The 19,930-nt window shown below is 70.0% G+C and carries 21 protein-coding genes and 1 pseudogene; 14 read left to right on the top strand and 8 right to left on the bottom strand.

What is annotated here, in order from left to right; genetic code table 11:
- The 3 genes from EEJ42_RS44055 to EEJ42_RS44045 all read left to right on the top strand — a co-directional run.
- Positions 1-1,302: helix-turn-helix domain-containing protein (locus EEJ42_RS44055; protein WP_148082222.1), on the top strand; the 1,302-nt coding region annotated here is incomplete at its 5' end.
- A 383-nt stretch (positions 1,303-1,685) separates the two neighbouring features.
- The gene (locus tag EEJ42_RS44050; RefSeq protein WP_184503560.1) at positions 1,686-2,057 is read left to right on the top strand and encodes a type II toxin-antitoxin system RelE/ParE family toxin; all 372 of its coding nucleotides are present in this window, start codon (positions 1,686-1,688) and stop codon (positions 2,055-2,057) included.
- On the top strand, positions 2,054-2,398 hold the full coding sequence (locus EEJ42_RS44045) for a helix-turn-helix domain-containing protein (RefSeq protein WP_184503559.1): 345 nt from the start codon (positions 2,054-2,056) through the stop codon (positions 2,396-2,398). Before EEJ42_RS44050 ends, EEJ42_RS44045 begins: the two co-directional genes overlap by 4 nt.
- Positions 2,399-2,449: 51 nt before the next feature.
- Here EEJ42_RS44045 and mfd read toward each other — a convergent pair whose 3' ends face one another.
- The 3 genes from mfd to EEJ42_RS44030 form a co-directional block, all read right to left on the bottom strand.
- Complete coding sequence (gene mfd, locus EEJ42_RS44040; RefSeq protein ID WP_123107742.1) at positions 2,450-5,980, bottom strand: transcription-repair coupling factor; 3,531 nt, start codon at positions 5,978-5,980, stop codon at positions 2,450-2,452.
- Positions 5,981-6,131: 151 nt separating this feature from the next.
- A complete protein-coding gene (locus tag EEJ42_RS44035) occupies positions 6,132-6,395 on the bottom strand; it encodes a hypothetical protein (protein ID WP_123107741.1) in 264 nt (87 codons plus the stop codon).
- Positions 6,388-6,747, bottom strand: coding sequence for a hypothetical protein (locus EEJ42_RS44030; protein ID WP_123107740.1), 360 nt, complete (start codon positions 6,745-6,747; stop codon positions 6,388-6,390). Before EEJ42_RS44030 ends, EEJ42_RS44035 begins: the two co-directional genes overlap by 8 nt.
- A gap of 142 nt (positions 6,748-6,889) precedes the next feature.
- Here EEJ42_RS44030 and gvpO point away from each other — a divergent pair, with 142 nt between their 5' ends.
- Genes gvpO through EEJ42_RS43990 form a run of 8 tightly spaced genes read left to right on the top strand, consistent with a single transcriptional unit; the run spans position 6,890 to position 10,300 of the window.
- Positions 6,890-7,216, top strand: coding sequence for a gas vesicle protein GvpO (gene gvpO / locus EEJ42_RS44025; RefSeq protein ID WP_123107745.1), 327 nt, complete (start codon positions 6,890-6,892; stop codon positions 7,214-7,216).
- A 27-nt stretch (positions 7,217-7,243) separates the two neighbouring features.
- Positions 7,244-7,708, top strand: coding sequence for a gas vesicle protein GvpJ (gvpJ, locus tag EEJ42_RS44020; RefSeq protein WP_123107739.1), 465 nt, complete (start codon positions 7,244-7,246; stop codon positions 7,706-7,708).
- Between the two features lie 3 nt (positions 7,709-7,711).
- Positions 7,712-8,464, top strand: coding sequence for a GvpL/GvpF family gas vesicle protein (locus EEJ42_RS44015; RefSeq protein WP_123107738.1), 753 nt, complete (start codon positions 7,712-7,714; stop codon positions 8,462-8,464).
- A complete protein-coding gene (locus EEJ42_RS44010; protein WP_123107737.1) occupies positions 8,452-8,691 on the top strand; it encodes a gas vesicle protein GvpG in 240 nt (79 codons plus the stop codon). The genes EEJ42_RS44015 and EEJ42_RS44010 overlap by 13 nt, the downstream gene beginning before the upstream one ends.
- On the top strand, positions 8,684-9,043 hold the full coding sequence (locus EEJ42_RS44005) for a gas vesicle protein (RefSeq protein WP_425473065.1): 360 nt from the start codon (positions 8,684-8,686) through the stop codon (positions 9,041-9,043). The genes EEJ42_RS44010 and EEJ42_RS44005 overlap by 8 nt, the downstream gene beginning before the upstream one ends.
- Complete coding sequence (locus tag EEJ42_RS44000; RefSeq protein ID WP_123107736.1) at positions 9,040-9,804, top strand: GvpL/GvpF family gas vesicle protein; 765 nt, start codon at positions 9,040-9,042, stop codon at positions 9,802-9,804. The genes EEJ42_RS44005 and EEJ42_RS44000 overlap by 4 nt, the downstream gene beginning before the upstream one ends.
- On the top strand, positions 9,801-10,025 hold the full coding sequence (locus tag EEJ42_RS43995; protein WP_055548419.1) for a gas vesicle protein: 225 nt from the start codon (positions 9,801-9,803) through the stop codon (positions 10,023-10,025). The genes EEJ42_RS44000 and EEJ42_RS43995 overlap by 4 nt, the downstream gene beginning before the upstream one ends.
- Complete coding sequence (locus EEJ42_RS43990) at positions 10,022-10,300, top strand: gas vesicle protein K (protein ID WP_123107735.1); 279 nt, start codon at positions 10,022-10,024, stop codon at positions 10,298-10,300. The genes EEJ42_RS43995 and EEJ42_RS43990 overlap by 4 nt, the downstream gene beginning before the upstream one ends.
- On the opposite strand, the pseudogene EEJ42_RS43985 reads toward EEJ42_RS43990, so the two are convergent.
- Positions 10,297-10,918 (bottom strand): annotated as a pseudogene (locus tag EEJ42_RS43985) (NADPH-dependent F420 reductase). The gene EEJ42_RS43990 and the pseudogene EEJ42_RS43985 overlap by 4 nt on opposite strands.
- Before the next feature lie 87 nt (positions 10,919-11,005).
- Positions 11,006-11,341: a hypothetical protein gene (locus EEJ42_RS43980; protein WP_123107734.1), complete on the bottom strand. Its 336-nt coding sequence runs from the start codon at positions 11,339-11,341 to the stop codon at positions 11,006-11,008.
- Between the two features lie 166 nt (positions 11,342-11,507).
- On the opposite strand from EEJ42_RS43980, the gene EEJ42_RS43975 reads away from it, so the two are divergent.
- On the top strand, positions 11,508-12,362 hold the full coding sequence (locus tag EEJ42_RS43975) for a helix-turn-helix domain-containing protein (protein WP_123107733.1): 855 nt from the start codon (positions 11,508-11,510) through the stop codon (positions 12,360-12,362).
- Positions 12,363-12,375: 13 nt separating this feature from the next.
- Entirely contained in the window at positions 12,376-12,573 is a 198-nt protein-coding gene (locus EEJ42_RS43970; RefSeq protein WP_123107732.1) for a DUF397 domain-containing protein, read from the top strand.
- On the opposite strand, the gene EEJ42_RS43965 is transcribed toward EEJ42_RS43970, so the two are convergent.
- The 3 genes from EEJ42_RS43965 to EEJ42_RS43955 form a co-directional block, all read right to left on the bottom strand.
- Entirely contained in the window at positions 12,566-13,576 is a 1,011-nt protein-coding gene (locus tag EEJ42_RS43965; protein ID WP_148082221.1) for an SMP-30/gluconolactonase/LRE family protein, read from the bottom strand. The two genes, EEJ42_RS43970 and EEJ42_RS43965, sit on opposite strands and share 8 nt — an antisense overlap.
- A 9-nt stretch (positions 13,577-13,585) precedes the next feature.
- A complete protein-coding gene (locus tag EEJ42_RS43960; RefSeq protein WP_123107730.1) occupies positions 13,586-18,319 on the bottom strand; it encodes an RHS repeat-associated core domain-containing protein in 4,734 nt (1,577 codons plus the stop codon).
- A 248-nt stretch (positions 18,320-18,567) separates the two neighbouring features.
- Complete coding sequence (locus EEJ42_RS43955; RefSeq protein WP_123107729.1) at positions 18,568-18,969, bottom strand: VOC family protein; 402 nt, start codon at positions 18,967-18,969, stop codon at positions 18,568-18,570.
- 111 nt (positions 18,970-19,080) lie between these two features.
- On the opposite strand from EEJ42_RS43955, the gene EEJ42_RS43950 reads away from it, so the two are divergent.
- Positions 19,081-19,930, top strand: an 850-nt coding sequence (locus EEJ42_RS43950) for a MerR family transcriptional regulator (RefSeq protein ID WP_246097783.1), incomplete at its 3' end; no start/stop codon positions are given.

Raw genomic sequence — 19,930 nt, 5'->3', positions numbered from 1 at the left:
GCGTCGCTGCGGCGGCTCGCCGCCGAGGCGGCCGTCGCGCTGCACCGCCGCGGCGCCCCGTCCGGGGTGCTCGGCGGGGACGAGGCGCGCCCCGTCCACCTGGTCTCGCTCGGGTCCGCGGAGACCCGCGACCCGGCACCGTATCTGGCGGTCGTCGCGCCCTCCGCGCCGCGCTGCGGGGTGCTGCTCGCCGACGCGTCCCGCATCCTCGCCCTGAGCTGGCGGGCGGAAGAGGCCGAACGGGCGCGCCGCCGCGTCGAGTCGGCCGAGGCGCACAGCCGGGAGGCGGTGCTGCACCTGCTCATGGTCGGCAGCCTGCCCGCGGCGCAGCGGATCGCCGCCGCGCTGCGCCCGGCGCTGCCCGCCGTGCTCCAGGTGTACGTGATCGAGTGCCCGGTCGACCGGCGGAGCGAGATCGCGGCCCGGATCAACGCCTCGGTGCGCGGCCGGGCCTGGGTGGTGCCGTGTCCGGTGCGCCCCAACCACCTCATCTCGCTGGTCCCCACCCAGGGGGAGCCGGTCGCGCCGGACGGCGAGCCGCTGGACCGGCTGATCACCCGGCAGGAGACGGAGTGCCGGGTCGGGGTGAGCGCGGAGATCGCGCTGCGGGACACCGCGGTCGGCTACGAGCAGGCGTTCCACGCGCTGGCGGTGGCCCGTAACGCACCGCAGCGGTCCGCCGGTTTCGGCGGGCACAGCGATGTGACGGTCCTGTCGAGCCCGGAGGGGCACTCCTGGGCGAGCGAACTGCTGGCGCCGTGCCTGGAGTACGCGCCGACCCGCCGCGCCGACCCCGGCCCGGCGGAGCTGATCGGCACCCTCGGCTCCTGGCTCAGCTTCGGCAGCGCGGCCAGCCGCCATCTGAAGATCCACCGCAACACGCTGGCCGCGCGGGTGCGCCACATCGACGGCCTGCTCGGCGTGGACGTCAGCCACAGCCTGGCCGCCCAGTCGGCCGCCTGGCTCGCGCTGCGGCTGCACCAGGCGCCCCGCGGCACGGCCCCGGCCGGGCACCCCGCCACCCTCGACGGGGTGCTGTCCGCGCCCACCGCCGCGGTCTGGGCGCGGGCCCAGCTGCGGCCGCTGGAGCAGGCGAAGCTGACGGCCGGTCCCGAGACCGTACGGGCCTGGCTGCGCGCCGACGCCCGGCTGCCCGCGGCCGCCTCCGCCCTCGGGATCTCGCTGCCCGGGGCCCGTAAGCGGCTGACCAAGGCCGAGGACGCGCTGGGGCGTTCGCTGCTGAGCGCGCCGAGCGCGAAGTACGAACTGTGGCTGGCGATGCGGGCGTTGGGCGACCTCTGAACCGACCGCCCGCAGATCACCGTTCGAACGGCAACCTCGCGGCGCGGTCACTGTGCACTTCGTTCCTCGCCGCCCCGGCCGCCCGCGCCTACTGTCCTGAGTGAGCCCGGCGGGGCCGCTCCGCTCCCCAACACCCACCCCGCCGCTCTCCCTCAGGGCCGTGCCCACGGACTCCCCTCCGCCGCACGGCTCCGCGATCCGGCCCGGCCCGCCGGGCCACCCATGCCGCGGCCTCCTCGGCCGTCCACCGATCCGGGGACGGGCGCCGCGCGACCACGGGGGTGTCGCGTGGCGTCCGGCCCCGTTCGTTCATGAGCCACGTTCGGGTGACGCACCGGTCAAGAGACACCTGCGCCTCTACAAGCAAATGCTTATACTCACTCGTGACGTGGTCAATCAACATCCATGACGAGGTGGCCGAATGGTTCCTCGCCCTCTGCGTGAACGATCCGCATTCGGCCGACGCGGTGGAGCAGGCCGTGGAACTCCTCGCGGAAGTGGGCCCCGGCCTCGGTCGGCCCATGGCCGACGTGATCCACGGCAGCCGGTTGCACAACCTCAAGGAGTTACGCCCCGGCTCGGCAGGGCGGACCGAGATCCGCATCCTCTTCGTCTTCGACCCCGAGCGCGAAGGCATCCTTCTCGTCGCGGGCGACAAAGCCGGACACTGGCGCCGCTGGTACGACGAAGCCGTGCCGCTCGCCGAGAAGCGGTATCAGCAATACCTCGACCACAAGGAGAAGGAGGCGGAATGACTGGCTTCACCTCATGGGACGAGGTCAAGCGGCGAGCCGAGCAGGCTCGCCGCGAGGCACATCCCGACGTCGACGAGGCGGAGTGGGCAACGCGCAAGGAGGCGGCACGCCTGGTCCAGGAGGCGCATCTCCTGGGCCACCACCTGCGGCAGCTCCGCAGGGAGCGCGGTCTCACCCAGCAGCAGGCCGCCGCCCAGCTCGGCATCACCCAGGCCCGGGTCTCCCAGTTGGAACAGGGAAAGGCCGTGGATCTCGCCGCCATGCGCGCCTACGCACAGGCGCTGGGCGCCCGGCTGACCCTCGTCCTCGAAGTCGACGACCAGCAGATCCGCATCGCCTGAGCGCGGGCAGCGGCCCCGTCGCGCCCCCAGGACCGCCGTCACGACCCTCCGTCACGACCCCAGGATCGTCGTCAGGAACTCGCCCGTCCACGCCAGCAGTTCCCGCCCGACCAGCGGCTTTCCGCCGATGCGGGCGGTCGCCGGGCGGGGCACCAGGACCTGCTGGGTGGCGGGCTTGACGATCGCGCGCTGGTAGAGCCGCTTGAGGCGGAGTTCCTGCGACTCGCGCAGCTCCACCGGCCCGAAGCGGATGTTGGAGCCCTGGAGCGTGATGTCGCCGACGCCGCAGGAACGGGCCAGCAGCCGCAGGCCCGCGACGAGGAGCAGGTTCTCCACCGGCTCGGGCAGCGGTCCGTAGCGGTCGGTCAGCTCCTCGCGGACGGCGCGGATGTCGTCCTCGCCGTTGGCCGAGGCGATGGCGCGGTACGCCTGGAGGCGCAGCCGCTCGCCCGGCGCGTAGTCGTGCGGGACGTGCGCGTCGACCGGAAGCTCGATCTTGACCTCCAGCGGCGCTTCCTCCTCCTCGGCACCCTCGATCGCCGCCCGGTAGTCGGCGACGGCCTCGCCGACCATCCGTACGTACAGGTCGAAGCCGACGCCCGCGATGTGCCCGGACTGCTCGCCGCCGAGCAGGTTGCCCGCGCCGCGGATCTCCAGGTCCTTCATCGCCACGTACATGCCGGCGCCCATCTCGGTGTGCTGGGCGATGGTGGCCAGCCGCTCGTGGGCGGTCTCGGTGAGCGGCTTCTCCGGCGGGTAGAGGAAGTACGCGTATCCGCGCTCGCGGCCCCGCCCGACCCGGCCGCGCAGCTGGTGCAGCTGGGAGAGGCCGAAGTTGTCGCCGCGCTCCACGATGAGGGTGTTGGCGTTGGAGATGTCGATGCCGGACTCGACGATCGTCGTGGAGACCAGGACGTCGAACTTCTTCTCCCAGAAGTCGACCACGACCTGCTCCAGGGCGCCCTCGGACATCTGCCCGTGCGCGGTGGCGATGCGCGCCTCGGGGACGATCTCGCGGAGCCGGGCCGCGGCCCGGTCGATGGACTCGACCCGGTTGTGGATGTAGAAGACCTGGCCCTCGCGCAGCAGCTCACGGCGGATGGCCGCGCCGATCTGCTTCTGCTCGTACGGCCCGACGAAGGTCAGCACCGGGTGGCGCTCCTCCGGCGGGGTGGTGATCGTGGACATCTCGCGGATGCCGGTGACCGCCATCTCCAGGGTGCGCGGGATGGGGGTGGCGGACATGGTCAGCACGTCCACGTTGGCCCGGAGCTTCTTCAGCTGCTCCTTGTGCTCCACGCCGAAGCGCTGCTCCTCGTCGACGATGACCAGGCCCAGGTTCTTGAACGTGGTCTCGGAGGAGAACAGCCGGTGGGTGCCGATGACGACGTCGACCGAGCCGTCCCGCAGGCCCTCCAGGACGGCCTTCGCCTCGGTGTCCGTCTGGAACCGGGACAGCGCCTTGACCACGACCGGGAACTGCCCGTACCGCTCGGTGAAGGTGCCCATGTGCTGCTGGACGAGGAGCGTCGTCGGCACCAGGACGGCGACCTGCTTGCCGTCCTGGACCGCCTTGAAGGCGGCGCGCACCGCGATCTCGGTCTTGCCGTAGCCGACGTCACCGCAGATCAGCCGGTCCATCGGGACCGACTTCTCCATGTCCTCCTTGACCTCGCCGATCGTGGTGAGCTGGTCGGGGGTCTCCGCGTACGGGAACGCGTCCTCCAGCTCGCGCTGCCAGGGCGTATCGGGCCCGAAGGCGTGGCCGGGGGCGGCCATCCGCGCCGAGTACAGCTTGATCAGGTCGGCCGCGATCTCCTTGACGGCCTTCTTGGCGCGCGCCTTGGTCTTCGTCCAGTCGGCGCCGCCGAGCCGGTGCAGCGTGGGGGCCTCGCCGCCCACGTACTTGGTGATCTGCTCCAGCTGGTCGGTCGGGATGTACAGCCGGTCGCCGGGCTGACCGCGCTTGGCCGGGGCGTACTCGACCACGAGATACTCGCGGGTCGCGCCCTGCACGGTGCGCTGCACCATCTCGATGTAGCGGCCCACGCCGTGCTGCTCGTGGACGATGAAGTCGCCCGCCTCCAGGGTGAGCGGGTCGATCGTCTTGCGGCGGCGCGCGGGCATCCGCGCGCCCTCCTTGCCCGCCGCCTTCTGCCCGGACAGATCGGTCTCGGTGAGGACGGCCAGCTTCAGGCCGGGGTCGACGAAGCCGAAGTCGATGGAACCGCACGCCACGTGCACCACGGACGGCTTGATCTCGCCGAGGTCCGCGTCGAGCCGCGCCGCGATCCCCTCGCCGCTCAGCACCTCGACGGTGCGGGAGGCCGGGCCGTGGCCCTCGGTCACGTACACCGCGCGCCAGCCGTCGGCGAGCCAGCCCTTGGTGTCGGCCAGCGCGCGGGCGGTGTCGCCGCGGTACGACTCGGGGGCGTGCATGCCGAGGCTGAGGGTGTCCTGGTCCAGTTCGGCATCGGCCGCGAAGGGGCTCACCGACCACCACATCATGCCCAGCTCGCGCGCCCGGTCCCGGACGTCCGCCAGCCCCCACAGCGAGGCCGCGCCCACGTCGATCGGCGCCTCGCCGCCGCCCGCGGTGGCCGCCCACGACGCCTGGAGGAACTCCTGCGACGTGGCCACGAGGTCCGCCGCCCGGGTCCGCACCCGCTCCGGGTCGCAGACCACCGTCATGCTGCCCGCGGGCAGCACGTCCAGCAGCAGCTCCATGTCGTCGACCAGCACCGGGGCCAGGGACTCCATGCCCTCGACCGCGATCCCCTCGGCGATCTTGCCCAGCAGCTCGCCCAGCTCCGGGTGCTCCTCGGCGAGCGCCGCGGCCCGCTCCCGCACGTCGTCGGTCAACAGCAGCTCACGGCAGGGCGGGGCCCACAGCCCGTGCTCGGCGACCTCCAGGGACCGCTGGTCCGCGACCTTGAAGTAACGGATCTCCTCGACGTCGTCGCCCCAGAACTCGACCCGCAGCGGATGCTCCTCCGTCGGCGGGAAGACATCCAGGATGCCGCCGCGCACGGCGAACTCGCCGCGCTTCTCGACCAGCTCCACCCGGGAGTACGCGGCGGCCGCGAGCCCGTCCACGACCTCCTCCAGATCGGCGCTCCGCCCGGCCCGCAGACTCACCGGCTCCAGCTCGCCGAGCCCCTTGACCTGCGGCTGCAACACCGAACGCACCGGCGCCACCACCACCGACACCGGCCCCGCGGCCGGGTCGTCGGGGCTCGGATGCGCGAGCCGGCGCAGCACGGCGAGCCGGCGGCCCACCGTGTCCGACCGCGGCGACAGCCGCTCGTGCGGCAGCGTCTCCCACGACGGGTACTCCACCACCCCGTCCGGCGGCAGCAGCGACCGCAGCGCGGCCGCCAGATCCTCGGCCTCCCGGCCGGTGGCGGTCACCGCGAGCACGGGCCGCCCCGCGGAGCGCGCCAGCGCGGCGACGGCGAAGGGCCGGGCGGCGGGCGGGCCGACCAGATCCACATGGGGGCGGTTTCCGTCGGCGGCGCCGCGCACCGCCTCGGCGAGCGCGGGGTCCCGTACGACGGCGTCGAGCAGACCGGTGAGGCTCATAAAGGGCTATTCCATCCCGGAGGCGGACAACGCGAATCACCCGACACGTCACACGGGCCGGGGGTCTTCCAGAGTACGGCCCCGCGCCGACATCCTCCGCCGGGTGCGGTTTGTCCGGTCATACGGGGACGGGTGCGGACCGGCGGAGCGATCACAACGGCCAGGGGGTCACCTGGACGAGGTACAAGCGTTCCTGTCGCACAACGGTCAGGTACTGGAACATCCCGCCGGGCAGAACCTCCTCCTGCACACCGGGTGACTGTCCCTGATAGGCGGAGCCGTCCAAGTAGAGAGCCGCCGCCGCACGGACCAGCTCGTCCGCGCGCGCTTCAACCTGCGCGATGAAGGCCAGGTTCGGCGATTCGCCGATGACATGGTGAGCGTCTGGGTTGTACTCCCAGCCCCAGTCACCCATGGCCGATCTGCGCACGCGCAGCCTGCATGATCTCCCGGATCTCATCCATGGCGGCCTGCCACTTCGGATCCTCCTTGTCGAGCGTCTGGGCGGCGTGCTCGGCGGCATGCAGACGCCGGGCAACCTCGGGAAACCGCTCGATCTCGATCACCGTGGCCCACTTGACCTGAAACATGGCGATCGGCCCGAAGCTGTTGGACTGCGTGGCCATGGTGAACACCGTGTCCCGCTCGGAAGTCATCTCCGCCAAGCGGGAGGGCGCTACCTGCGCCAGAGCGGCACGCAGTGCCGGAAAGGTCTTCTCGGGTCTGGGGATCAGCGCTCCGCCATCGTGGACCGGCTGCGTGGTCATGTGTCCTCTGCCTCCAAGGGTGCCCGGCTCACCGTACGACAAGCGAGAGTGCCGCAGGGACCGGACGCATGAGAACGACGTTGCCCACGTCCGGCCCATCTCCGCGCGCGGTCCGGCACGGCCTGTGAACAGACTGATGCACATGGCAGAGCGAGAGCGGCGCACGTCCGGCGCCGGAACCAGCCGCAGCAGGACGCGGGAACGGGAGCGCGAGCCCGGGCCCGAGCAGGCGGCCGGGCACGCCTGCGACCGGCTCGCCGCGCTGATCACCCACCCCACCGAGGGGGTCTCCGCGGTGCGCCGGACCGAGGACGGCTGGCGGGTGAGCGTGGACGTGCTGGAGGTCGCCCGCATCCCCGACACGACGAGTCTGCTGGCCACGTACGAGGTGGACATCGACGAGCGGGGCGAGCTGCGCGAGTACCGGAGGGTCCGCCGCTACCGGCGCGGTGCGGCCGACGACTGCTGAGACATCGTTGAAAGGACCGCTCCGATCATGGCACCCACCACCTACACCGAAGAGGTCGTCTGCGTTCCGCGGGCGGGCACCCTGTACGACGTCATGGAGCTGATCCTCGACCGCGGCATGGTGATCGACGTGTTCGTCAGGGTCTCCCTGGTCGGCATCGAGATCCTGAAGATCGACGCCCGGGTCGTGGTCGCGAGCGTGGACACGTATCTCCGCTTCGCCGAAGCCTGCAACCGCGTGGACCTCGAACACGACCGCACCAGCCGCACCGTGCCCGAGCTGTTCGGCGGGGGCGGGGGCGGCGGCAGCGCGGCGGGGGCAGTGGCCCAGGGCCTCGGCAAGCGGAAGGTCAAGAAGGCGGTCGGCGCCGTGGAGGACAAAGTCAAGCAGGCCGTCGGGGGCGGCGACGAGGACGAACCGGAAGAGGAGCCCCGGCCGCGGCGCCGCACCGGCACCGCGCCCCGCACCCGCCGCCGCTCCGAGGAGGACTGACCCATGGCCGAGAGCGCCGCGACCGCCGCGCCCCGCAGCGTGTACGTCTACGGCGTCGTCCACGCCCGCCGCGTCCTGCCGCCCGGCCGCACCGGCGTCGGCGAACACCCCGCCCCGCTGCGCACGCTGCGCGCCGGTGAGCTGGCCGCCGTCGTCAGCGACGCCCCCGCCGGGCTGCGCGCCAAGCGGCGCGACCTCCTCGCCCACCAGGAACTGGCGCTGGCGCTCGCGGCGGACGGGCCGGTGCTGCCCATGCGCTTCGGGATGGTCGCGCCCGACGAGGAGATGGTGCGGCGCCAGCTGGAGTCCTCGCACGGCGACTGCCTCGCCGCCCTCCACCGGGTCGACGGCCGGGTCGAGATGAACCTCAAGGCGGTCCCCGCCCAGGGCGATCTGCGGTCGCTGGTGCGCGAGGACCCCGAGGTCGCCCGGCTGCGTACGGCGGCCCGCCGCACCCCGGGCTACGAGACCAGCCTGCGGCTCGGCGAGGCCGTGGCCCGGGGGCTGACCCGCCGGGCCACGGCCACCGCCGCCGCCGTACTGGCCGAGCTGTCGGCGGTGGCGGACGAGCGGGTCGCCGGGCCGGAGGTGCCGGGCTGCGTGCTCAACGCGTCCTTCCTCCTCGCCCGGGAGGAGCTGCGCCGGTTCCGCGCCGTCGTGGAGCGCCTCGCGAGCGAGCACGGCAGCCACGTCGAACTCCGACTCACCGGACCGCTGCCCTGCTACAGCTTCGTGGAGCCCGCATGGGCGTGCTGAGCGAGGTCGCGCTCCTGCCGCTGGCGCCCGTACGGGGCGTGGTGTGGGTCGCGGACCGCCTGCGGGACGCAGCGGAACGGGAGCTGTGCCACCCGTCCGTGGTCCGCGCCCGGCTCGCCGCCCTGAACGAGGCCCTGGAGTCCGGCGCCATCACCCCCGACGAGTTCGACCGCGCAGAGGACCGCCTGCTCGACCTGCTGGAACGAGGGACGACGCGCCGTGACTGACCGCCCCGACCACGACCTGCTGTGCACCCCTCCCCCGACCACCGGCCCGCCCACGTCCGACCTCGCCGAGATCCTGGAACGCGTCCTCGACAAGGGCATCGTCATCGCCGGGGACATCAAGATCGACCTGCTGGACATCGAACTGCTCACCATCCGGCTGCGGCTGTTCGTCGCGTCCGTGGACACCGCCCGCAAGGCCGGGATCGACTGGTGGGAAACCGATCCGGCGCTGTCCTCGCGCGCCCGGCGGGACGCGCTCGCCGAGGAGAACGCGCGGCTGCGGGAGCGCTTGGACGCCTTCGAGTCCGGTGAGCTGACCGCCGCGGCCCCGGCGGGAGGCGACGGCGCATGACCGCCACGCTCACCTACGCGTACGCCGTCTGCCGCCCCCACGACGGCCCCGCGCCGACGGGGCTGGCCGGACTCGACCCGGCCAGACCCCTCCGTACGCTGCCCGCGGGCCCGCTCACCGCCATCGTCCAGGACGTACCGGCCGCCGACCACACCGAAGAGGCCCTGCGGCGGCGGCTGTCGGACCGCGCCGAACTGGAGCGCTGCGCCCGGGCCCACCACGAGGTGATCACGGCGGTGTCGTCGCTCACCGCAACCGTCCCCCTCCCCCTCGCCACCCTCTACCGTGGCGACGAACGGGTCCGGGAGGCCCTGCGCTCGCAACAGACCGCGTTCCTCACCGCGCTGGACCGGCTCGCGGGCCGTACGGAATGGGGCGTCAAGGTCTACGCCCCCACCGCGCCCGCCGCCCCGGCCGCGGATCCCGCCCCGCTGACCGGCCGCGCCTACCTGGCCCACGTACGCAACCGCCACCAGGGCCGGGAACAGCGCCAGAACGCCGCCCTCCAGGCCGCCGAACGCGTGGACACCGTCGTACGCGGCCTCGCCGTCGCCGCCCGCCGCCTACGCCCCCATGGCGCCGAGGTCACGGGCCCCCACCGCACCCACATCCTCAACGCGGCCTACCTCCTCGACACCGCCCGCACCCGCGAACTCCGCGCCGCCCTGGCCTCCCTGCGCGGCGACGAGCCCGCGATCGAGATCGAGCTGTCGGGCCCCTGGGCCCCGTACTCCTTCACCGACACCGGGGCCGCCCCATGACCACCGCCGCCTGGGGCACCGTCCCCGCCGAGGCCCACGGCCCCATCGGCGTCCCCCTCGTCGACCTCCTCGACCGCGTGCTCGCCACCGGGGTCGTCGTCAGCGGCGACCTCGTCATCGCCATCGCCGAGGTCCCCCTGATCCGGCTCTCCCTGCACGCCCTGCTCTCCTCCGTCAACGAACGCGTCCCCGCCCCCTGGACGGACGGCGGCCCGCTGTGACCGACACCCGCGTCGACCTCGACCCCGAGGCCATGGGCCGCGACCTGGTCGCCCTCGTCCTCACCGTGGTCGAACTCCTCCGCCAGCTGATGGAACGCCAGGCCCTGCGCCGCATCGACGCGGGCGGCCTCACCGAGGCCCAGATCGACCACATCGGCACGACCCTGATGCACCTGGACCAGCGGATGACGGAGCTGTGCGACCAGCACGGCCTCACCCTCGAAGACCTCAACCTCGACCTCGGCCCCCTGGGCACCCTGCTCCCCCGCGACTAGCCCTGGGCGACAACGTTGATGTTGAACGTGTGAGAGCCCAGACCGTTCGCGATGCCCATGAAGAGCAGGGCGAAGTGCTCCTGCCCGCGTGCGGTGATGATGCCGCCCATGTCCAGCTGGGACGAAGCGGGCCAACCGAGGTCGATGAGCAGTCGGCCGGTGGTCCGTTTGGCTTCGGCATCGTCGCCGGAGAGGAAGACGGTGCTCGGGCCGTCCAGACGGTCCGGAGCGGCCATGACGGTGGAGTCCATGGTGCACAGCGTCTTGACGACGGGCGTCTTGGGAAAGGCTTCCTGAATGTGCTCACCCAGGCTGCTGTTGGGGTGTGAGAGCTCGGAGAAGTCGTCGGAGAGGCCGACTCCGACGTCGATCAGCAGGGTGCCGGTCAGCGCCGGTGCCCCGATGGAGTGCAATAACTCCACGGAGACGGCTCCTGGGGTGGCGTTGACCAGTGCCTCCGCGTGGGCGGCCGTCTCACTCAGGCCCGCCACGGGAAGGCCGAGGTCTGTCCGTCCCGCCGGTCGGCGCGAACCGAGGAGCACGTCGTGTCCTGCGGGCCCTCCAACCGTGGGCCAGTGCTCGGGCGACGTTGCCGGTGCCAAGTAGTCCTATACGCATGGTGTGACGCTATGTGTCGCCGGAGTTCGGCGAATCGGTCCGCGGCCCCAGGTGGACCGGCACCAAGGATGTAGTCCTGCGGTCCCGTCAGGCCGCCTCGGCCGGATCGAACGTGGCGGCGCGGGGCGGCGTGAGCCACACCAGCCGCGCGGTCACGCCCTCCAGCAGCGCGAAGTGCCGCATGGCACGGTCGGGCGAGGGCAAGCTGAACCGCCGCCGCCCGTCGACGCTGGTCACATCCGCGCGCCCGTCCTCATACGCCATCCCCCACGCCGCGACCTCGGCGTCCCGCCAGCCGTCACCCAGAGCGAATTCCTGGACGACGGCGAAGAGTCGGGGTGCGGTGTCGAGGACGAGCGAGCGCACTTCTCCGTCGAAATCGAACGGCACGGAGTGGGGATCCTGCGGGGATACCGTGGCCATCGATGTCTCCTGTCACGAGGAGGAGTTGAACAGAACAACGCCCTGACCTGGCGCATGAGTTACACCATAGGTCGCCGCTATGATGCGGCCAACAAAATCGATGGGATACGCCATAACACCCCTCGTGTGGGTGACGGCGCAGCCATGTGAGCGAGGGGAAAGCGCGATGGCCCGGATCAAGCTTCCGCCGACCATCCGGCAACGACGACTCGGCGCCGAACTGCGTCGACTGCGCGAACGCGCCGACCTCAACGCCACGCAGGCGGGCGCGCTCCTCGGTTCGTCGCAGTCACGCGTCAGCAGCATCGAGTCCGGCGCCTATGCCGTCAGCGCGGACCGGGTGCGGGCGACGGCACGCGCCTACGGCTGCACGGACTCGCCGCTGATCGAAGCCCTCGCGGGCATGACGGGCGGCCGAACCCGGGGCTGGTGGGACGAGTACCGCGACATCCTCCCGCCGAGCATGCTCGACATGGCCGAGTTGGAGCATCACGCCCAGGCGATGCGGATCGCCTGCGTCATCCACCTGCCGGGCCTCCTACAGACCAGGGATCACGCTCGCGTCATCATCAGCGCCGTCGAACCGCCGCTCTCCCCACCCGAGGTCGAGCACCGGGTGTCCTACCGGATCAAACGGCAGGCGATTCTCTACGGTGAGCAACCGACCCCGCTGGACACGATCATCCACGAGGCCGCTCTGCGCATGGATTTCGGCGGGCCCGATGTCGCCCGCGCGCAGCTTGAACACCTGCTCTCCCTGAGCGAGCAGGAACACATCACGGTACGGGTGATCCCCTTCGGCTCAGGCGCCTTCCCCAGTTCCGGCCAGGCGATCGTGCACCTCAGCGGAGAGGTCCCGCATCTGGACACCGTCGAACTCGACACGGACCATGGCTCCGAGTTCCTGGACACCCAGCCCCAACTCGCCAGGTACCGCAGCACGCTGGACCGCATGGCGACCCTCGCGCTCACACCGACGGAGTCGCGCGACATGATTCACCGGATCGCACAGGGCCTCTAGCGAAGGAACCTCCGTGTCTCCCTACACCTGGCGGAAGTCGTCGTACAGCGGCAACGCGGCCAACTGTGTCTACGTACGCAACGACCGCGACGGCACGCTCCGACTCCGCGAGAGCGACGCACCCGACACCGTCCTCGCCACCAACCGAACCACCTTCGACACCTTCATACGCGCCGCCAAGGCGGGCAAGCTCGACCGTCTCATCAGCTGATCCGCCAACGGGACACCTCGTCACCCTCGACCGTGAGCCACGTGCCGTCCCCCAGCGCGAGCGGATCCAGGCTCGCGCTGGCCGGGTAGTCGATTTCGGCCACAACCTCAAGGGTGCGAGCATCAAGGAGGAAGTGCCGCGCTTCCCCTTCCCAAGCCTCCTCGGCGACGGCTGCCAGGATGCGGGCGTCATCGAGGAATCCAGGACGACCGACGAAACGCATTTCGGCGGACAGGATGGTCTCCGCTGAGGTGGTAGCGACCGGTAGACCGTCTTCATAGCGGGTCAGATCCTCCCCGTCTATTGCCTGCTTCAGGAAGACTCCAGGGGCCAGACTGTTCCCGGTGAATGGTTCGTCGACCACCCCTGCCTGCCGTACCACGACTTCCCCGTCGCTCAGCGACACCAGCAGCGAATATGCCTCGTCCTGCCCCTGGCCGGCCGTCAGGAATACGACACCTTCGTTGACGGCCAAAGAATGCTGGAGGGAATACATCGCGGAAAAGGACGGCAGTACAGCCTCCGCCACCAGCTTGCCCGTAGCCAGGTCGAGGGCGACACAGAGATCGCCCTCGTATGGCCTACCCGGGTCCAGGTGACCGGGGGTCGTGGCGAACAGGTACCGGCCGGACGGGTCAGCGGCGCAGGCCCCACACCCCATACCGCCCTCCGACCACGCGTCGTGCCGGTACACCCAACGCACCTCGCCGCTCCGGCTGCACACGGCCACCCCTCGATCACTGGAGACGGCAAGGCCGCCATCAGGAACGGGAGAGGCATAGCCGGGCTCATCAATGCCAGAGGCGGGCCAGCTCCGCTCCTCGGAAAAAATCCGTGACGCATCGCCATCGATGCGCCCCAGCCGGACATCCGGGCCAAGCCGAGTGATGAGCCAGTTGACTCCTTCTCGCACCAGCCAGCCGTCAAGTTCACCAAGCGAATCTTCCATGCCTGGGAATACATCGCTGGCGGTGAGCTGCGCGAAAGCCTGGGTGTATGTCATATTTCTCGCCTAATCAGGTACGTACTGGCCCGGCCAGAAGAATTGATGTTGACGTGTCGGCTGTTCTTTTTGATAGACCTCGCCGGTCATCAGACCTCCGCCCGCCCGAATGACCGGAGCACAAATATCGGCGCAGACGCTGCGCGTCGCCGCCCCATGGGTGGGCATCCAACCTCCACCCCCCTTCTCATTCATCCTGCCCAGGAAGTTGATGATGTTCTGCTCGGCATGCCCACCCCTCTCACCCTTCGCCGGCTTGGGTATGTACTGGTCGTTGGGAAGGGGGATGAACCCCATCTCCTTGGCCAATTTAACCTGCGCAGGAGTGAGTTTACTCCTACTTGTTCCGGAGACGAAAACTGCCGGGCCATTGGGCGTATTCACATGAATTGCGGCAACTGTTTGGTACCGCTGCGATGCCTTGGGAAGCAGTTGGGCAATTTTCGTCGCCGCGTCCTCCAGGCTTTGCAGGCAGGGCGCTAGCCCCAGCGGATCCGACTCAGCGGCAGGGTTGTTGACATACGCGACCGGATTGGGGGCCGGGTCCAGACCGAGGGGGTCCGGTGTGGCATACCGGCCCGTCTCCGGGTCGTAATGACGGAAGTGGTTGTAATGCAGTCCCGTCTCCGGGTCCGCGTATTGTCCAGGGAAGCGAAGGGGAGTGTAGGCGCTGGAACCCTTGTTCCACATCGTGGTGCCCCACAAGGTGGAACGGGCGTACCAGGCGATTTCCCCCCTCTCGTCGACGAGTTCAGTGGGAGCGCCGATCAGGTCGGTGACGATGGCGAAGAAGCGCGAGTCGACACTGTCCTGATCGCTGCCCTCGCCCTGGGGCGCGGCAGGCTTTCGCTCAAGCTGGCCCAGCGGCCGGTGACCTTCGTATTCCCACGTGATCGTGGTAGCGGTGGCCGCGTCGGTCTGTTCCGCGAGATGACTGCCGTCCCAGGTGAAGCAGACCTCCTGGACGACCGCACCCTCGGCGTCATGCCGCCGTTTGGCTATCCGACGGCCGAGCGCGTCGTACGCATAGGTCCACAGGGTGCCGTCGGGCGTGGTACACGAGGTGAGACGGTCCTCGGCATCCCACGTGTAGCGCCAAACGTCGGGTTTGCGGGACAGCCGGGTCTTGCGCCGCTCTACGATGCGACCCGCGGCATCGTGCCGGTACCGCAAGCCACCGGCCGACTGGATCCGCATGCCACTGTAGGTACGCTCGCCCCGGGCCTCGGGATGCCGTGCCCGGTCCGGCCAGTCGGCGGAGGTCTGGTTCCCGTCGAGGTCGTAGGCGTACGTCTCGCTCCAGTTGCGGGCATCCACCCGCAAAGGCCGGCCCATGGGGTCGAGCTGGAAGGTCCGGGTGCCCCCGGTCAGCCGATCGATGATGTCGCTCAGCAGACCGTCGGCGCGGTAGGAGTAGGCCCGAGATCGCACCGTCCTCGTCGGCGTGGCCAGCGACTGCTCGTTGATGCCGGCCCGGCCCCAGACCGTGGTGAGGGTGACGGGCCCGTTCTCCGGCCCGAAGGATCGGGTCAGTTCCCTGCCCATGGGGTCGTGCGTGAAGTCCAGCACGTGTCCGGCGATGTCCAGCCCGACCCGGTTGCCGACCTGGTCGTAACGGGCGTTGGTGGCCACCCCGCTCGGAGTGACACGGCCGATGCGGCGCCCCAGGACATCGTGGCTGTACCGCGTTATGTGGCCGTCGACGGTTTCAGAGACGATACGGCCCCTGGAATCGCGCTCGAAAACAACCGCTGAATCAGGGGATACAGCCCCGAGCAGTCGGCCTGCCCGGTCATAGGTGTACTCCGTGAGCACACCGTCCGCGTCCTTGGCGACCAGTTGACCCGCATCGTCCAGATGATGGGTGATGGCCTGTCCGAGCGGGTTGGTGCGAGTGAGAGACCGGCCCGCGATGTCGTAGGTGTAGCGGAGGACGCGGCCGTCGAAATCCTTCTCCGCGACGACACGTCCGGCGGCGTCGTACTCGTACTCCCAACTCAGACCCCGACCGTTGAGAACCCTGAGGAGCCGCAGTTCGGTGTCGTACACGAATTCATGCCGAGCGCCATCGGGCGTGGTGCGAGCCACAGGCTGGTCGAAGTGTGTGTACGCGTAGCGAGTCACCCCGCCATTCGGGTCGGTTTCCGTAAGGCAGTTGCCCTCTGCGTCGTACGTCCATGAACGCTCGCTGCCATCGGGCTCGACCCTGCGCTGCAACAGCCCTTCGAGCGTCCACTCAAGGAGGGTGACCCCACCCAGGGGATCGGTCACCGCGACCGGGCGACCAAAGGAGTCCCGGGTGAGCGTGGTGGTATTGCCCAGAGCGTCGCTCAAGGAGACCGGAATGCCTGCCTCGTTGGTTACGAAGGTCTCACGTCCGCCCGCGGCATCAACGATCGCCCGAATCGCTCCGTGGGCATCGTGCTCGAAGCGCGTCGTCGCTCCGTCCGGCCCGACTAGAGCGACATGGTTGCCACGGTCGTCGTACTCGTACCGCCATGCCGCCCCGTCCGCGTCGGTGACCTCGACGGGCAGGTGCAGCTCGTTGTATTGAGCGGAGACCTCTGTGCCATCGGGCATGCGGACAGCCCTGAGGTTTCCGCTGTCATCCCAGGTCCATGCCGCGGTACGACCGTGCTCGTCGGTGCGTGTGAGCAGGTTGTCATGACGGTCCCACTCCTGCCGGACCGTGTGACCGAGCGGATCGCTCTCGGCAACGATCTGCAGTCGTTCGTTGAGCTGGTAGGTCGTGACCGCACCGGTGGAGTCGATATAGCGGGTCGTCCGAGCTTCTGTGTCGTAGGTGAAGCTCGAGGAGAGGTATCCGTCGGGGCCGACGGTACCGGTGACACGGCCGACCGCGTCATACATGTACCGGTAGGTGGAGTTGTTGCGGTCTGTCCAGGAGGTAATGCGCCCGTCCGGGTCGTAGGTGAACCGCAAGGGAAGACCGGAAGAGTTGGTGACCGCGTCCAGGTTGCCCTGCTCGTCGTAACCGTAGGTCATGACGGTGACCGGCCTGTCGGCAGCGGCCAGGGCAAGGGTGCGCACACGCCTGTCCTGAACTGTCAGCTGCACCCGGTAGCCGCCGTCGTGCATGACGGTCAACGGGGTGCCGTCACCTCGCCGGTCGACGGTTACGAGGTTGTCATTGCGGTCCTCGACACCGGTGAGCCAGTAGGCGACGGACTCGTTGTAGGGACTGCCGGTGAACCATCTGGTCAGGCCGGTGTCTGGCTCCGTGATGCGGTATCGGGTATCCGCATTGTCGGTCCCACCGAAAGCTAGCGGCAGCCTCGGGCCTTCCAGAGGCATGACAGGTTCGGTGTCCTGTGGGCGCGGCAGGCGAGGATAGACCAGGAGCGACCCGTCCTCACGGGCCCAGACCGCACCGCCGCCGAGCGGGTCGAGTTCGATGCGTTCGTCGAGGGTGGAGGCCCAGCTGCGGCCGAAGAAATGCCCGTAGCGGTAGCTGGAGATGTGCGTGCGCTGCAGGGTGATGGGCAACACCCCGGGCAGGGACAGGTCGGTCTGCCCCAGCACCATCTCGCCGGATGCCACGTCGACCGGATCGGTCGCGCAGCGCCGCTTGTTCAGTGGGATGGCCTTACCGCGCGGATCGTCCTTGGCACCGCTCAATGAGTCCGGCTTGACGTGGGACGCGCCTCTTTTCCCACCATCCTTGCGAGAGCTGCCGCTGTCCCCACCATCCGCCTTCTTGCGGTCCTTGGCGAAACCGGCACCTATGTCGGCGTCGTTGTTCTTGTGATCGGTGGAGATCTGTTTGACAGCTTTGGGCAGCTTGCTGCTGACATGGTTGCCCATGGTCTTGAGGGCCTTTTCCAAGGCGTCCATGGCCTTGTCCGCTACCGGGTCGATGACCTCGGCGATGCTGTCACGGCCGCGGGTGCGGCTGTGATGTGACTTGGCGGTGGACAGCCTACCCGCCGTCTTACCGTGGAAGTTGACGCTCAGGCCGCTGAGTTGAGTCGAGGCGTGGTCATGCTCGCTGTGCTCAATGTGCAGTCTCTTGGTCCCGCCGCCCGCGCCACCCCCTGCACCATCCGCGGAGGCCAGTTGCATAGCCTCCTTGGACCCCTGGACGCCTTCTTTGAAACCTTCCTTGCCCGCCTGCTTTGCCTGATCAAGGTCGACCCCGTCCTGCAATCCAAGGGCACTTGCCCCCACTTGCACGACGAGATCAGCGGCCATGCCTTCCAACGCGGCCACGGCTGGTTCGGTCAGCGCCGCGGTGACGTAGCCGACGGCCTCCTCCCCGCACTCCTTGATCAGACGCCTGACCACTTCTTGGGTCGCGCGTATCGCCCCCGCTCCCAGCAATGCCGACAAGCCGCCGGTTACGGGGATCAAGGACAGCGCGATTCCGGCCTCCTCAGCCAGGTAGCCCAGCTGAACGAGCGCCGCGCCCTTCATGGCCTCGACGGCTGTGGCGGCGGTATCAAGTGCGCCGGCGATGATGCGCGCAGCCGATGAGATGTCCTTGAGGTGTTTGTCCTTGACCTGGCCCCAGTGAAGGTTGAGAGCGTCAAGTGCCTCGCCGGAGCCGGATGACAGCAGGCGCGACACATGGCCGTTGGCGAGCTGCCCGTCGTCCTCGAGGTCATCGGCGAAGTCCCGCAGGGAGTCCGCCATGTCCCGGTAGGCGTCCTCATCGACGTTCGGCCAGGACACCCCGATCACATCGAGCAGAGTGTCGGCCCAGTCCGGAACCGTGACAGCCACGTTCTTGATCCCCCTCGCCTACGCACGATCGCAGCGTGCACGTGCGAAGCAAGTTTCGCGCGTGATCACTTTCGACGGCAAAAGGCGCGCGGGCAATACAAGTTCTGCCCTTCTTTGTCTCAAAAACGTTTGAGACTCCCTGACCCCGCGAGGTCCCCCGTCAAGAGACGTGTGCCGTCCCGCACCCGCTCAAGCCACACGGAGCCGGTCCGCCCCCGTGTGCGGACCGGCTCCCGGTGGGGCGGGGCTCAGCCGTTCTCCACGACCATCAGGGTGTTGCCGTCCGCGTCGCGGAAGCTGAACATCGGTGGGACCGGGGCGCCCCAGCGCTGGACCTCCGGGTCGGTGTCGACGCCGCGTGCGCGCAGGGTGGCGTGGTCGGCGTCGATGTCCTCGGAGGTGAGTATCAGGCCGGTCTCGTAGGCCGATGCCTGCTGGCCCTCGCGCGGGAGGACGAGGGCGATGCCGGTCGGGGCGCCCGCGGGGGCCACCTCGATCCAGCGGTACGAGTCGCCGTAGGGGATGTCGGCACGCTTCTCGAAGCCGAGGGTGTTGACGTAGAAGTCCAGCGCCCGGTCCTGGTCGGCGACGGTGACGGCGACCCGGCCGATCTCGGTGAGCCGGGTGCCCTTCGCATCGGTAACGGTCATGGTGACCTCCCTGGTGGTGATGGTTCTGCCGGTATGACCGGGGCGCGGAGCGGAACTCATCGGTCCGCGTCGATTGACCTTCGAGCCGCTTGAAGGCCCAGCATGACGGCCATGGACGACGACGAGCCCCTGATGGGCATCGGCGCCTTCGCCCGCCGGGTCGGGCTGACGCCGAGCGCGCTGCGGTTCTACGACGACTGCGCGGTGCTGCGGCCCGCGCGGGTGGACGCGGCGACCGGATACCGGTACTACGCACCGGAGCAGGCGCCCCGCGCCGCGCTGCTGCGGCGGCTGCGGGAGGCCGAGCTACCGCTGGTCGAGGCGTCGGCCGTGCTGGACGGGCCGCCCGAGGAGGCCCGGGATGTGCTGCGGGACCATCTGCTGCGGAGTACGGAGTCGGCGGCGGCCGCCCGCACGGCCATCGAGGACGTACTGCGCACGCTGCCGGGCGGGGCGCGTAGCGCCCGGGCCCGGGTGGGCGGCGCCGAGCTGGCGGGGGCGGTGCGGCAGGTGGGCTCGGCGGTGGCGGTGGGCGCGGTGCGGGAGGAGTTCCCGGTGCTGGGCCGGGTGCTGATCGAGCTGGACCAGGAGCTGCGGCTGGTGGCCACCGACCGCTACCGGCTGTCGGTACGGGCGCTGCGGCCGCTCGCGATCGAGGGCGAGCCGTGTGGGCTGCCGGTCGGTGTGGCGGAGCTGCGGGAGATCGCGGGGTGGGTGCGGGGGCTGGCGGAGGTCGCGATCGAGGTCGACGGGCCCGAGGTGCGCGTACGGGGTGGGAGCGAGGAGCGGGTGCTGGCCGTCGCGGACGAGGCGTTCCCCGCGTACCGCATGGTGCTGGACGGGCTCGGCGCCGCCCGGCACCGCGTGCTCACCGACCGGGCGGCGCTGTGCGCGGCCGTGGCCGGGCAGGGCGGCGACGGGCCGGTCGTGCTGCGGGCCGACGACGGCGAGCTGACGGTCG

The organism is Streptomyces botrytidirepellens (assembly GCF_003721215.1).
GTDB lineage: Bacteria > Actinomycetota > Actinomycetes > Streptomycetales > Streptomycetaceae > Streptomyces > Streptomyces himastatinicus.
The sequence above is the reverse complement of the archived record's forward strand: the minus strand, read 5'-3'. Positions and strand labels throughout refer to the sequence as shown.